Raw genomic sequence first — 14,242 nt, forward strand, 5'->3', positions numbered from 1 at the left:
TGCCCGGCAGCGGCCCGCCCACCCCGCGGAGCCGCCGGCCGAAGGGATTCCCGGCGATAAGTGGGTGGTGGGTGGGCGACACCCATATCGAACGCTTACGATCCTCTGCGTGTCCAAACTGACCGACGTGCCCAAACGGATCCTGATCGGCCGGGCCCTGCGCAGCGACAAGCTGGGAGAAACGCTCCTCCCCAAGCGCATCGCACTCCCCGTCTTCGCCTCCGACCCCCTGTCCTCGGTGGCGTACGCCCCGGGAGAAGTGCTGCTCGTCCTCTCCATCGCGGGTGTGTCGGCGTACCACTTCAGCCCGTGGATCGCGGTCGCTGTCGTGGTGCTGATGTTCACCGTGGTGGCGTCGTACCGGCAGAACGTGCACGCCTACCCGAGCGGCGGTGGTGACTACGAGGTCGCCACCACCAACCTCGGCCCCAAGGCCGGGCTCACCGTGGCCAGCGCCCTGCTGGTGGACTACGTCCTCACGGTGGCCGTGTCGATCGCCTCCGGCGTGGAGAACCTCGGCTCGGCGATCCCCTTCGTCGTGGAGCACAAGGTGTTCTGCGCGGTCGCCATCGTCGTCCTGCTCACCCTGCTGAACCTGCGCGGGATGAAGGAGTCGGGCAAGCTCTTCGCCATCCCGACCTACATCTTCGTCGCAGGCGTCTTCATCATGATCGCCTGGGGCGCCTACCGCGGGTGGATCCTGGGCGACGGCATGAAGGCCCCCACCGCCGACCTCTCGATCCACGCGGAGAAGGGCGGCCTGGCGGGATTCGCCCTGGTCTTCCTGCTCCTGCGTGCCTTCTCCTCCGGCTGTGCGGCGCTCACCGGTGTCGAGGCCATCAGCAACGGCGTCCCCGCCTTCCGCAAGCCCAAGAGCAAGAACGCGGCGACCACGCTGGCCCTGATGGGCACGCTCGCCGTCGTCATGTTCTGCGGCATCATCGCGCTGGCCATGACGACCGACGTCAAGATGGCCGAGAACCCGGCGTCCGACCTGCTCAGGAACGGCACCCCGGTCGGCTCCGGTTTCGTACAGAACCCGGTGATCTCACAGGTCGCGGAAGCCGTGTTCGGCAAGGGCTCGTTCCTCTTCGTGGTGCTCGCCGCGGCCACCGCGCTCGTCCTCTTCCTCGCCGCCAACACCGCGTACAACGGCTTCCCGCTGCTCGGCTCGATCCTCGCGCAGGACCGCTACCTCCCGCGCCAGCTGCACACCCGCGGCGACCGCCTCGCGTTCTCCAACGGCATCGTGCTGCTGGCCGGCGCGGCCGTGCTGCTGATCGTGATCTACGGTGCCGACTCGACCCGGCTGATCCAGCTCTACATCGTCGGCGTCTTCGTCTCCTTCACGCTCAGCCAGACCGGCATGGTCCGCCACTGGAACCGCCACCTGCGGGCCGAGACCGACCCCAACAAGCGCCGCCGCATGATCCGTTCGCGCGCGATCAACACCTTCGGCGCCTTCTTCACCGGCCTGGTCCTGGTCGTCGTCCTGGCGACCAAGTTCACGCACGGCGCCTGGGTGGCGCTGCTCGGCATGGTGATCTTCTACGGCACCATGTCGGCGATCCGAAGGCACTACGACCGGGTCGCCGACGAGATCGCCGCCCCCGAGGTCCCCTCCGACGACACGGTGCGCCCCTCCCGGGTGCACTCCATCGTCCTGGTCTCCAAGGTCCACCGGCCGACGCTGCGCGCCCTCGCGTACGCCAAGCTGATGCGCTCGGACAAGCTGGAGGCGCTCTCGATCAGCGTCGACCCGGTCGAGACCAAGGCGCTCAAGGAGGAGTGGGAGCGGCGGGGCATCAACGTCCCGCTGAAGATCCTGGACTCCCCGTACCGCGAGATCACCCGCCCGATCATCGAGTACGTGAAGGGCCTGCGGCGCGAGAGCCCGCGCGATGTCGTCTCCATCTACATCCCGGAGTACGTCGTCGGGCACTGGTACGAGCACCTCCTGCACAACCAGAGCGCCCTGCGCCTCAAGGGCCGGCTGCTCTTCCTGCCGGGCGTCATGGTGACCTCGGTGCCGTACCAGCTGGAATCCTCCGAGGTCGCGAAGAAGCGGGCCCGTCGGCGGGCCGAGTGGAACGCGCCGGGTGCGGTGCGGCGCGGCCCGGTCAACCAGCGGCCCAAGGACCCGGCCAACAAGAGCTGACCCCTGCGGGCGCGCTGGTTGGCGAGCGGCCGGACAACACCCACGTAGACTGGTGGGTCGTTGTCCGGCCGCTTTCCTTTTGACCTCTGGAGTCACCCCGCCATGCAGAACGCGAACGCATCTGAGTCTTCGCTGGTCGGGGAGGAGTACGAGGTCGAGGTCGGTCCCGTCGCGCACGGCGGCCACTGCATCGCCCGTACCGCGGAGGGCCGCGTCCTCTTCGTACGCCACACGCTGCCCGGCGAGAAGGTCGTCGCCCGCGTCACCGACGGCGACGCGGACTCGCGCTTCCTGCGCGCCGACGCGGTGAAGATCATCGAGGCCTCCAAGGACCGCGTCGAGGCCCCCTGCGTCTACGCGGGCCCCGGCAAGTGCGGCGGCTGCGACTGGCAGCACGCCAAGCCCGGCGCCCAGCGCCGCCTCAAGGGCGAGGTCATCACCGAGCAGCTCAAGCACCTCGCGGGCCTGACCCCCGAGGAGGCCGGCTGGGACGGCACGGTCATGCCGGCCGAGGGCGACAAGCTCCCCCCGGGCGAGGTCCCGGCCTGGCGCACCCGCGTCCAGTACGCGATCGACGCCGAGGGCCGCGCGGGCCTGCGCAAGCACCGCTCGCACGAGATCGAGCCGATCGACCACTGCATGATCGCCGCACCCGGCGTCAGCGAACTGGGCATCGAGAAGCGCACCTGGCCGCAGCTCGCCTCCGTCGAGGCGATCGCCGCCACCGGCTCCAGCGACCGCCAGGTCGTCCTCACCCCGCTCCCCGGCGGCCGCCTGCCGATCGTCGAGCTCGACAAGCCGGTCTCGGTCCTGCGCGTCGAGGAGAAGGACGGCGGAGTGCACCGCGTCCACGGCCGCCCCTTCGTCCGCGAGCGGGCCGACGAGCGCACGTACCGCGTCGGCATGGGCGGCTTCTGGCAGGTCCACCCGCAGGCCGCGTACACCCTGATCAAGGCGGTCATGCAGGGCCTGATGCCGCGCAAGGGCGAGATGGCCCTCGACCTCTACTGCGGCGTCGGCCTCTTCGCGGGCGCCATCGCCGAGCGCCTCGGCGAGAAGGGCGCGGTGCTCGGCATCGAGACCTCCAAGCGCGCCTGCGAGGACGCCCGCCACAACCTGGCGGACATGCCGAGGGTCCGCATCGAGCAGGGCAAGGTCGAGCAGGTCCTGCCGCGCACCGGCATCAAGGAGACCGACCTGATCGTCCTGGACCCGCCGCGCTCGGGCGCAGGCAAGCAGACGGTCAAGCAACTGGCGGCCCTGGGCGCACGCCGCATCGCGTACGTGGCCTGCGACCCGGCGGCGCTCGCCCGGGACCTGGCGTACTTCCGCGAGGGCGGCTACAAGGTGCGCGTGCTGCGGGCGTTCGACCTGTTCCCGATGACGCACCACGTGGAGTGCGTCGCGATCCTCGAACCCATCGCAAAGGCCGCCTGACCTGCGGCCCCATCCGGCGACGACCTGGACGAGCTGCCAGTCGTATCCGGAGTCCGGCACGGGCGCCCGGGGCTGAGGGGGCGTGTGCCGGGTCATGTCGCCGCTCTTGCGTGCATGAGGGCGGGCGCCTTAACCTGCCGTCTGCGAAAGCGCTTTCTATGCGCTTCGGGGACCCTGCCGTGGGCACTCGCTCGTCAGTCTGTGACACGCCTCGGTGTGCCGGCGGCGAAGGTCACCAGCCCCCACGCGAGAGGAAACCGTGACGAAGGATCACACCGGCGAGACCTCACCGGCTGACTGGAATCGTTTCGACTACTCACCCTGGCGCTTCTGGTCGGACGCTGACGAGGACGCGCACGCCCGGCAGTTGGAACTGCAGCGGCGCCTGGCCGCAGACCGCCCCGGCCACACCTTCGGTGACAACTGCTTCGTCTCCGAACTCGCCTCGGTGGACAACGAGACACTGCGTCTGGGTGCACGTTCGTATGTCGCCGCCGGTGCCTACCTGACCGGTTCCCTGAGTACCGGCCGTGACTGCACCATCAACCCGTACAGCGTCGTGCGCGGTCGGATCGATCTCGGTGACGCCGTCCGGATCGGCGCCCACACCTCCCTGCTGGCCTTCAACCACACCATGTCGGACCCCGACACCGAGGTGTTCCGTCAGCCCATCTCCACGCGCGGCATCCAGGTCGGGAACGACGTCTGGATCGGCTCCCACGTGGTCGTCCTGGACGGCATCACGATCGGCGACCGCGCCGTCGTGGGAGCCGGCAGCGTGGTCACCAAGGACGTCCCGGCCGGCGCGGTCGTCGCCGGCAATCCGGCGAAGGTACGGCGCTGGCGCGTACCGGGGGCAGGGCCTCAGGCCCGTGCGGGCGACCTGGCCGGGGCGGTCGCCGCGTTCGCTGCCACCGCACGTACCCAGGCCGGAGAAGTGCTGGCCCGCTGCTACGACGCGACGGCCCACGGCGGCATCTTCACCGACCGGCCGGGTGCCGCCCCGACCGTCCGTGCCCAGTGCGACGCCATCGAGATCGCCGACCTGCTCCTCGGCCGGGCCCCGGACCAACTCCCGGCCACCGAACAGATCGGGCGGCTGCGCGACTGGCAGGACTCCGCGACCGGCATGGTGGCTCCGCTGTCTCCCGATGGCACTCAACCGGCTCCCAAGCCGGGCCTGTTCGACCCTGATGCCGGTTACCACGTGCTGTGCGTCGGCTATGCACTCGAGTTGCTCGGCAGCGGATTCCCTGGCCCGGTCCAGGTCGTCGCGGATGCGGATGCGGCCGACATCGTAGAGAACCTTGAGCGCCTGCCCTGGGCGGACGGCGCGTGGAAGGCGGGAGACTGGGTCGACATCCTGAGCACGGCGATGCTGTGGAACCGCCGTATGGGAGACAAGGGGCGGCCCGGCGCCACCGATGCGCTGTTCGGCTGGCTGCTGTCCCATGCCGATCCACGGACCGGCGTGTGGGGCACCCCGCGCCCGTCCGACGGCCTGCTCCAGGTCGTCAACGGCTTCTACCGGGCCTCACGCGGGTCCTTCGCCCAGTTCGGCTTGCCCTTGCCCTACCCGGAACGTGTGATCGACACGGTGCTGGAACACGTACGGGACGTCCGCTACAGCCCACCCGAGCGACAGAACGCGTGCAACATCCTGGACATTGCCCACCCTCTGTGGCTCACCCGGCAGACAGGACACCGAGCCGAAGAAGTCGGCACACTCGCCAGGCGCCTGCTCACCGACGCGCTGGGCCACTGGACGGATCACCAGGGGTTCGGCTTTCAGGCACCCCACCCGGCGAACACCGGCCTCCCGGCGACCGCTTCTGGACTGCAGGGCACCGAGATGTGGCTGGCGATCATCTGGTACCTCTCCGACCTCACCGGCCTGGCCGACCTCCTCGGATACAGGCCCCGCGGAGTACACCGCCCCGAGCCCCACCCGCACCGCGCCCTCTTTGGCCCCAACCTGCGTGCGACATAACGTACTTCGCACATGGCGGCTCGCGAGGACTGCGCGGAACGCGTCCTCTGCGCGCGGCTCCAGAGCGAGGGGGACCAGGCGTGACCACTCAGGCAGACGCGTCCGCGCCGAGGCGGCAGATGTGGCCGCTGTACGCGGCTGGGTTCACCACCGCGTTCGGCGCGCACAGCGTCGCTGCGAACCTCGGTGGTTTCAGCGAGGACGCGGTCACCTCCCTGCTGGTGCTGGGCGGGCTGCTCGCGCTGTACGACGGGGCGGAGGTCCTCCTCAAGCCGGTCTTCGGTACGCTCGCGGACCGCATCGGCGCCCGTCCGGTGATGATCGGCGGGCTCATCGCCTTCGCCGCAGCCTCGGCGCTCTACGCCCTGGCGGACAGCCCCGGATGGCTGTGGGCGGCCCGCCTCGGTCAGGGAGCGGCGGCCTCGGCCTTCTCGCCCTCGGCCTCCGCCCTTGTCGCGCGGCTCAATCCGGCCGCCAAGCATGGCCGGGCGTTCGGCAGTTACGGTTTCCACAAGTCCATCGGCTACACCCTCGGCCCGCTGCTCGGTGGCGTCCTGGTCTGGGCCGGAGGGCTGCGACTGCTCTTCGCGGTCATGGCCGTGCTCAGTGCCGTCGTCGCGGCCTGGGCCGCCCTGACAGTTCCCGCCATGCCGCCCCTGCCCCGCCGGCGTCAAACCGTTCTGGACCTGGCCAGGCGGCTCACCTCCCGCGCCTTCCTCGCCCCGACCGCCGCCCTGGCAGGCGCGACGGCCGCGCTCTCGGTCGGCGTCGGGTTCCTGCCCGTCTCCGGTGCGGCAGCAGGGCTCGGCACCGTGGCCACCGGCGCCGCCGTCTCCGTGCTCGCCGCATGTGCCGCCGTCGTTCAGCCTGCCGCCGGCCGGGCCCTGGACGCCGGCCGCCTCACCACCCGCACCGGTTTGACCACCGGGCTCCTGCTCACCTCGGCCGGTCTGGGCTGCGCGATGCTGCCAGGACTGCCCGGTGTGCTGAGCGGCGCGGCTCTGATCGGTGTGGGGACCGGGCTGATCACCCCGCTCGGGTTCGCGGCACTCGCCGCCTCCACACCCGCCGAACGCCTCGGTCAGACCATGGGGTCGGCCGAACTCGGTCGCGAACTCGGTGACGCCGGCGGCCCGTTGCTTGTTGCGGCTGTCGCCACGCTCACCACCCTCACCTACGGCTTCGCCGCGCTCGCCGTCATCCTCGCCATCGGCCCCGCTTGCGCGTTCGTCACACACCGTGGAAGAGCACCCACACCTCGGTAGTCGGCAGAGGCGGCAGCTCTCCACCGGAACGAGAAGAGGACGACGTACGGCGAGTCGGTTCCGGGCGGCGGATGCGCCCAGGCGCGTTCACGGTGTGGCGGGCGGGTGCCGCAGGTGGGGGGCCGGCGGCAGCGGGGCAGGTGCTCCTGTCCCTGGTGCGGCACGGAACGCCTCGATCATGTAGGCGGCGAACCGGCGCGAAGCCGTGAGCCGGGCGGCGCGCGGCGCGTCCTGGACGGACCGGTGGGCCATGAGCATCAGGATCAGGTCGTCGACGACGAAACCGGGGTGCAGCCGGCCGGTCTCCTGAGCGCGACGGGCCAGTTCGGCGACCGCGTGTTCGGCCCGCTTCCGGTCGGCGGCGAAGTCAATGGCCTCGGGAAAGGCCGTCATGAAGGCGTCGGCGAATCCCCGGCTGTGCGCGTGGAGTTCGCAGATCCGCTCGACCAGGCTCCGGAATCCGTGCCACGGGTCCGGGTCCGCGAGGGCGTCGCGGACGGCGGCATGGCAGGCTCGCCGCTGCTCGGCGAAGGTTTCCACGATCAGTGCCTGCTTGGTCGGGAAGTGCCGGTACAGCGTGGCGGGGCCGATGCCCGCCTGCCGGGCGACCTCACGCATGGGCGCACCCAGGCCGTCCTCGCCGAACACCGCACGGGCGGCGTCCAGGATGCGGGCCCGGTTGTCGCGGGCGTCGGAACGCGCAGGGTGAGGCAAACGGCCGGTCATGGTCTCTCATCTTAGCCAAACGGACGGGGGCGTCCGTTACGGTCCGATTGAGGGCATGCCGCCCGCCGCCCGCGCTCGCAGCGGCTGTGCCCCGTACGTCCACCGACCCGAGGAGCAGAGATGAAAGCCGTCGTGATCAGGGAGTTCGGAAACCCCGAGGGTCTGGAGGTCGTCGACGTGCCCGTGCCCGTCCCCGCCCCCGGGCAGGTGCTGATAGCGGTGGAAGCCGCCGGGGTGGGCGGCGTGGACGCCGTGATCCGCCGGGGAATGCTCGCCGCCTACGGCTTCCGGGAGGGCCATCTCCTCGGCAGCGAGGTCGCGGGAAGCGTCACCGCCGTGGGGGAGGGTGTGGACGCCTCATGGATCGGTCGGCGGGTGTGGGCGTTCACCGGGCTGTCCGGTGGATACGCCGAGCACGCCGTCGCCGCGGTCGAGGACGTCCTTCCGTTGCCGGACGGCCTGACCGGCGCCGACGCGGTGACTCTGGGCGGATCCGGCGTGGTCGCCCACTTCGCCCTGGAACACGCCCGATTCACGCCCGGTGAGGCGGTGCTCGTGCGCGGCGCCGCGGGCAGCATCGGGATCACGGCGGTCCAGCTCGCAGCCAAGGGTGGCGCAGGCACGGTGGCGGTCACCACCTCATCGGCGGAGCGCGGCGCCAGACTCAGGGACCTGGGCGCGACCCACGTCCTCGACCGCTCCGGCGAGGGCTCCGGCCCGGACGCGCCGTCGGGCTTCGATGTGGTGATCGATGTCGTGGGAGGTCCCCGGCTTCCCCTTTTCCTGGACAGGTTGAACCCCAACGGGCGGTTCGTGTCCGTCGGCGTGGTCGGCGGGCAGCCGCCGGCAGACTTCGGGATGCGGCTGATCGATGCCTTCCGCCGGTCCCTGTCGTTCGCCACCTTCAGCTCCGACACCGTGCCCGTCCCCGACAGGCAGGCCGTACGGTCGGCCCAGTTCACCGACGCCGCAAGCGGGAGCCTGCGCTCGGTCGTGCACGAGGTGCTGCCGCTGGACCAAGCGGCGTCGGCACACCGGAAGATGGACGCGGGAGAGGTGTTCGGCAGGGTTGTGCTGGCCCCCTGGGCCTGAGCGCATGTTTCCCGGCGTTGCGGACAGACGAGACGCATGAATGCCAAAGGGACGACACGGAATCGTGAACGCGCCTGTGCGGCAGCGTTCGTTGTGGTCGGCATGCTCGCCGGGGCCGCGTGCAGTGCGAACGGAGACGACCAGGCGCGGGTGAACGCGACGGCGCAGCGCCCGCAGCCACAGCCGGCCACGGACAGTGCGGCATCGAGCCGGTCCGTGGCCGTATCCCGGTCCGCGGCCCCGGCGGCCACCGGTGCGGGCAGGTCAACCCAGGGATCCGGGAGGGGCGGCGACTGCATCACGGACGCTCTGAAGGCCGCTCTCGTGCCGACGGGCCAGGAGATGAACAGCAGGTACTTCGATCTCACCCTGACCAACACCACGGACGGCACCTGCACGCTCAAGGGCTATCCGGGGCTGTCGTTGACCACGGCGGACGGTACGCGCATCGGTAAGCCCGCCACCCGGTCGGACAACGGCGGCAAGCGTGACGTCACGCTCAAGGCGGGGCAGACGGCGCACGCGGTCGTGCAGACGCCGCGCAAGGAGGTCACCGACGGCACATGCTGGCCCGAGCCGGCCCGCATCAAGGTCTACCCGCCCAACAACACCGTATCTCTCACCGCCGCCGCCCCCGGTCAACTCGTGGTCTGCGGGGACACTTTCACCGTCGGCCCCTTCACTGCCCGCGCGCTCTGAACGGAGCGGCTGCCTCCAACTCGGCGACATCGCCCGACATGATCGTCCGTACATGCTCGGTGATGTGCTCGGCGGGCCAGTCCCACCAGGCCACCGCCAGCAGCCGGGCCACGTCCTTCTCCTCGAATCGGGTGCGGATGAGGCGGGCCGGATTGCCGCCGACGATCCCGTAGTCGGGTACGTCGCCGGTGACGACGGCGCCGGTGGAGACGATCGCGCCGTGCCCGATCCGTACGCCGGGCATCACCGTCGTGCCGTGGCCGAACCAGACGTCGTTGCCGACGACGGTGTCTCCCCGGTTCGGCAGGCCGGTGAGCAGGTCGAAGTGGTCCGACCAAGGGCTGCCCATGGTGGGGAACGGGAAGGTCGAGGGGCCGTCCATACGGTGGTTCGCGCCGTTCATGATGAACCGCACCCCCGTGCCCAGCGCGCAGAACTTGCCGATGATCAGCTTCTCCGGGCCGTAGTGGTAGAGCACGTTGCGGGTCTCGAACGCGGTCGCATCGTCCGGATCGTCGTAGTAGGAGTACTCGCCGACCTCGATCAGCGGGGACTTCACCAAGGGTTTGAGCAGAACCACGCGTGGCTGCTCGGGCATCGGGTGGAGGACCGTCGGGTCGGCCGGTGCGGGCATGATCGGTGATTCCTCTCTCTTTACCCGGTGCTCGTGCCCCGGCCTGCGGCGTTCCAACCCCCTCGCGGGGGAGGCCGACGTGTTTCCCTAGGGTTGAAACGCGATCTGTGTGGCACTCGGCCCGTGTCGTATCGAGAAAGGCTCTGAATGAACCCCACTTCCGTGGATGTCCGCCACCGGAACAACATCACCGTCACCGGCCGTGCGGACGGACCCGTGCTTCTCCTGGCCCATGGCTTCGGCTGTGACCAGAACATGTGGCGGCTGGTCCTTCCCGCGCTGGTCGAGGACTTCCGGGTGGTGCTCTTCGACTACGTGGGCTCCGGGCGGTCGGACCCCGCTGCCTGGGACGAGCGGCGGTACGGCTCGCTGGAGGGGTACGCCCAGGACGTGCTGGACGTGTGCGAGGAGCTGGATCTGCACGATGTGACCTTCGTGGGGCATTCGGTCAGCGCCATGGTCGGGGTGCTCGCGGCGGCGACGGCACCCGAACGGTTCTCCCGTCTGGTGATGGTGGCTCCCTCGCCCCGCTACATCGACGAGGACGGGTATCGGGGCGGGTTCGCCGCGGACGGCATCGATGAGCTCCTCGAGTCCATGGAGTCGAACTACCTCGGCTGGTCCGCGGCGATGGCACCCGTGATCATGGGCAACGCCGAACGGCCCGAACTGGGCCAGGAGTTGAGCGGTCTGTTCTGCGCCACCGACCCGCACAAGGCCCAGGTCTTCGCCCGTACGACGTTCTTGTCCGACAGCCGCGCCGACCTCAAAACGGTCGCACTGCCGACGCTGGTCATGGAGTGCAGGCAGGACGTGATCGCCCCGCGCGAAGTCGGCGCGTACGTCCACGCCGCCATCCCCGGCAGCCGCCTGGTCACGCTGGACGCGACGGGACACTGTCCGCAACTGAGCGCGCCCCAGGCCACGTCGGAGGCGATCATCGACTTCGTCACAGCGACGCGGTGACGCACCGTACCGATCGGGATCCGGAAGGGGAGTACGACGGAGCCACCACCGATGCGGCGTTCACCGCTCTGCTGGAGGACAGCGTCGAGGAGTTGTACGAGCAGGCTCCGTGCGGCCATCTGTCGACGCTGATGGACGGCACGATCGCGAAGATCAACACCACCTTGCTGGAGTGGCTCGGGCTGCCCCGGGGGCAGGTGGTGGGCCGGATGCGCTTCACCGATCTGCTCACCGTGGGAGGCAAGCTCTACCACGAGACGCACTTCGCCCCGCTGCTGCAGATGAACGGCGAGATCAGCGGCATCGCCCTGGACATCAAGGCCGCCGGGGGACACCGGATGCCGGTGCTCGTCACCTCGAAGGTGAAAACCAGCGACGACGGCGAACCGATGCTCATCCGCACCACCGTCTTCGATGCCCACGACCGCCGCGTCTACGAGACCGAGCTGCTGCGCGAGCGCCAGGAGGCCGACGCGGCGCGCAGGCAGGCCGAGGCCGACCGCGAGCGGCTCCAGGAAGCACTCGCCGTGCTCCAGCGGAGCCTGCTGCCTTCCGAACTGCCCGTGGTTCCGGGGCTGGAAGCCGACTCGTACTACCACACGGCCTCCCCGGATCTGCTCGGCGGAGACTTCTACGACCTGTTCCCCCTCGACGGGGGCCGGTGGGCGTTCTTCCTCGGCGACGTATGCGGCAAGGGCCCCCAGGCTGCCGCCGTCACCTCGCTGACCCGCTACACGCTGCGGGCCGCCGCCCTTCACGAACGCGACCCCATCGCCGTGCTGACCACCTTGAACACCGTGCTGCACGAGCGGTACAGCAGCGGCGACACCCGTTACTGCACCGCCATATACGGCCTCGTCCAACCCGGCGACCACCACGTCGACGTGCAGCTGGCCTCCGGTGGCCACCCCTCCGCGCTGATCCAGCGCGCCGACGGCACCGCGCACTATCTGCCGACCCCCGGCGGCATGCTCATCGGCATCCTGCCCCACGCGCAGTTCACCCGGGCAGGCACCCGGCTGTTCCCCGGTGACACGCTGCTGCTCTACACGGACGGCCTGACCGAGGCCCGCACCGGATCCAACCGGGAGCTCTACGGAGAGGACGCCCTGCGCGACTTCGCCGCCGGACAGCCCCCCACGGGGCCCCAGGATCTGATCGGCGCACTGTCCGGACTCCTCGCCGGCTTCGGCGAGGGCCTCGACGACGACACCGCGCTGCTCGCCCTGGGGGTGCCGAGAGAGAGGCTGCCGAGGACCTGAATACCGGCAGGCCGTTAGGGTGCATGAATGAGCACTCTGGATGACGCACGCGAGGGTATGAACCCCGAGATCCGGCCGCAGGACGACCTGTTCGGCCACGTCAACGGCCGCTGGCTGGACACCGCGCAGATCCCCGACGACCGCTCCAGCTGGGGGCCCTTCGTCGAGCTCGCGGACGCCGCCGAGCAGCATGTGAAGGAGATCATCCAGGAGCTGGCCGCAGCGGGCTCCGCGGACGAGGACGCGCGGAAGATCGGCGCGCTCTACGCCTCCTTCATGGACGAGGAAGCCGCCGAGGCCAAGGGGCTCGACCCGGCCAGGCCGCTGATCGAGGCCGTCGCCTCCATCGGCGATCTGCGCGAGCTGGCCGCCTTCCTCGGCCGCTTCGAGCGGACCGGTGGCTCCGGGCTCTTCGGTTCGTACATCGACAGCGACGACCGCAACTCCGACCGCTACCTCGTCAACATCCTCCAGGGCGGGCTCGGGCTGCCCGACGAGTCGTACTACCGCGAGGAGAAGTTCGCGGACATCCGTACGGAGTACCTCGCCTACCTCACCCGGATTCTCGCGCTCGCCGAGCACACCGACCCGGCGGGCGCCGCGCAGACCGTCCTCGGCATCGAGACGAAGCTGGCGGCCGGGCACTGGGAGCGGGCCGAGACCCGTGACGTACAGAAGACCTACAACCTCACCACCTTCGCCGAACTGACCGCGCTGGCACCGGAGTTCGACTGGGCCGGTTACGCTGCCGGGCTCGGCGGTTCGGAGGCGACGCTCGCCGAGACGTGCGTGCGCCAGCCTTCGTATCTCACGCATCTGTCGGGTGTGCTGACCGAGGTGCCGATCGCGCAGTGGCGCGACTGGCTGCTGGTGCAGGCGGTGCGCGCCTGCTCGCCGTACCTCTCCGGTGCGTTCGTCGAGAACAACTTCGCCTTCTACGGGCGCACGCTCAACGGCACCCCTGAGCTGCGGGCCCGCTGGAAGCGCGGTGTGCAGTTCGTGGAGGGCGCTGTCGGCGAGGCCGTCGGCAAGGAGTACGTCGCCCGGCACTTCCCGCCGAGCTCCAAGGAGCAGATGGACGCCCTGGTCGCCAATCTCCTGGAGGCGTACCGCCAGTCCATCGGCCGGCTCGACTGGATGACGGACGAGACCAAGGAGCGGGCGTACGAGAAGCTCGCCACCTTCCGGCCGAAGATCGGCTACCCGGAGAAGTTCCGCGACTACTCGGCGCTCCAGGTCAGCGAAGGCGATCTGCTCGCCAACGCGGAGGCCTCGGCCGCCTTCGAGTCCGACCGGCAGCTCGCCAAGATCGGGGCGCCGGTCGACCGCGACGAGTGGTTCATGCTGCCGCAGACCGTCAATGCCTACTACAACCCGGGCACCAACGAGATCTGCTTCCCGGCGGGCATCCTCCAGAAGCCGTTCTTCTCTCCCGACGCGGACCCGGCCGAGAACTACGGCGGCATCGGCTCGGTCATCGGCCACGAGATCGGCCACGGTTTCGACGACCAGGGCGCGCAGTACGACGGCCAGGGCAACCTCAACGACTGGTGGACGGCGGACGACACCACGGCCTTCAAGGCCAAGTCCGGCGCGCTGATCAAGCAGTACGACGCGTTCTCGCCGCGCAATCTGCCCGGGGAGTTCGTCAACGGCGCGCTCACCGTCGGGGAGAACATCGGCGACCTGGGCGGCCTGACCATCGGGCACACGGCGTATCTGATCGCGCTGGACGGGGCCGAGGTGCCTTCGGCGGGCGGGCTCACCGGCTCGCAGCGGCTCTTCCTCAACTGGTCCTACTGCTGGCGCACCAAGCGCCGCAAGGAGCAGGAGCAGCAGTACCTGACGATCGACCCGCACTCGCCGCCGGAGTTCCGCGCGAACATCGTGCGCAACCTGGACGAGTTCCACGAGGCGTTCGGCACGGTGGAGGGCGACGGCCTCTGGCTCGCCCCCGAGGAGCGCGTACGGATCTGGTAGGTCGCGCGAGGCGCGCGGGCCTGGGCGGGATGC

At 70.0% G+C, this 14,242-nt stretch carries 11 protein-coding genes; 9 read left to right on the forward strand and 2 right to left on the reverse strand.

All coding sequences use genetic code 11. The features are described from left to right. The first annotated feature begins 109 nt into the window (after positions 1-109). The 4 genes from AB0H78_RS23735 to AB0H78_RS23750 all read left to right on the forward strand — a co-directional run bounded on the left by AB0H78_RS23735 (position 110) and on the right by AB0H78_RS23750 (position 6,850). On the forward strand, positions 110-2,158 hold the full coding sequence (locus AB0H78_RS23735; RefSeq protein WP_363236530.1) for an APC family permease: 2,049 nt from the start codon (positions 110-112) through the stop codon (positions 2,156-2,158). A 102-nt stretch (positions 2,159-2,260) separates the two neighbouring features. Beyond that, positions 2,261-3,595, forward strand: coding sequence for a TRAM domain-containing protein (locus tag AB0H78_RS23740; RefSeq protein ID WP_363236531.1), 1,335 nt, complete (start codon positions 2,261-2,263; stop codon positions 3,593-3,595). A 259-nt stretch (positions 3,596-3,854) separates the two neighbouring features. Continuing rightward, a complete protein-coding gene (locus tag AB0H78_RS23745) occupies positions 3,855-5,585 on the forward strand; it encodes an acyltransferase (RefSeq protein WP_363236532.1) in 1,731 nt (576 codons plus the stop codon). A 119-nt stretch (positions 5,586-5,704) separates the two neighbouring features. Further along, positions 5,705-6,850, forward strand: a complete 1,146-nt coding sequence (locus AB0H78_RS23750) for an MFS transporter (RefSeq protein WP_363236664.1) — start codon at positions 5,705-5,707, stop codon at positions 6,848-6,850. Between the two features lie 87 nt (positions 6,851-6,937). Here the strand turns inward: AB0H78_RS23750 and AB0H78_RS23755 are convergent, their stop codons facing one another. Then, positions 6,938-7,576 carry a helix-turn-helix domain-containing protein gene (locus AB0H78_RS23755; protein WP_363236533.1) on the reverse strand — a complete coding sequence of 213 codons (639 nt, stop codon included), beginning with the start codon at positions 7,574-7,576 and terminating at the stop codon, positions 6,938-6,940. A gap of 120 nt (positions 7,577-7,696) precedes the next feature. Here AB0H78_RS23755 and AB0H78_RS23760 point away from each other — a divergent pair, with 120 nt between their 5' ends. Next, positions 7,697-8,668: a zinc-binding dehydrogenase gene (locus tag AB0H78_RS23760; protein WP_363236534.1), complete on the forward strand. Its 972-nt coding sequence runs from the start codon at positions 7,697-7,699 to the stop codon at positions 8,666-8,668. 216 nt (positions 8,669-8,884) lie between these two features. Further along, positions 8,885-9,367 carry a DUF4232 domain-containing protein gene (locus tag AB0H78_RS23765; protein ID WP_363236535.1) on the forward strand — a complete coding sequence of 161 codons (483 nt, stop codon included), beginning with the start codon at positions 8,885-8,887 and terminating at the stop codon, positions 9,365-9,367. On the opposite strand, the gene AB0H78_RS23770 is transcribed toward AB0H78_RS23765, so the two are convergent. Next, positions 9,348-10,001, reverse strand: a complete 654-nt coding sequence (locus tag AB0H78_RS23770) for a CatB-related O-acetyltransferase (RefSeq protein ID WP_363236536.1) — start codon at positions 9,999-10,001, stop codon at positions 9,348-9,350. The two genes, AB0H78_RS23765 and AB0H78_RS23770, sit on opposite strands and share 20 nt — an antisense overlap. 162 nt (positions 10,002-10,163) lie before the next feature. Between AB0H78_RS23770 and AB0H78_RS23775 the strand changes: the two genes are divergently transcribed. The 3 genes from AB0H78_RS23775 to AB0H78_RS23785 are packed head-to-tail and all read left to right on the forward strand — an operon-like array spanning position 10,164 to position 14,209. Further along, entirely contained in the window at positions 10,164-10,967 is an 804-nt protein-coding gene (locus AB0H78_RS23775; protein WP_363236665.1) for an alpha/beta hydrolase, read from the forward strand. After that, positions 10,964-12,229 (forward strand): SpoIIE family protein phosphatase, encoded by a 1,266-nt coding sequence (locus AB0H78_RS23780; RefSeq protein ID WP_363236537.1) that lies wholly within the window; start codon positions 10,964-10,966, stop codon positions 12,227-12,229. The genes AB0H78_RS23775 and AB0H78_RS23780 overlap by 4 nt, the downstream gene beginning before the upstream one ends. A 27-nt stretch (positions 12,230-12,256) precedes the next feature. Then, positions 12,257-14,209, forward strand: coding sequence for a M13-type metalloendopeptidase (locus AB0H78_RS23785; protein WP_363236538.1), 1,953 nt, complete (start codon positions 12,257-12,259; stop codon positions 14,207-14,209). The last annotated feature ends 33 nt before the right edge of the window (positions 14,210-14,242 follow it).

It is taken from the genome of Streptomyces sp. NPDC050738, assembly GCF_040654175.1.
In the GTDB taxonomy this organism is placed as follows: Bacteria; Actinomycetota; Actinomycetes; order Streptomycetales; family Streptomycetaceae; genus Streptomyces.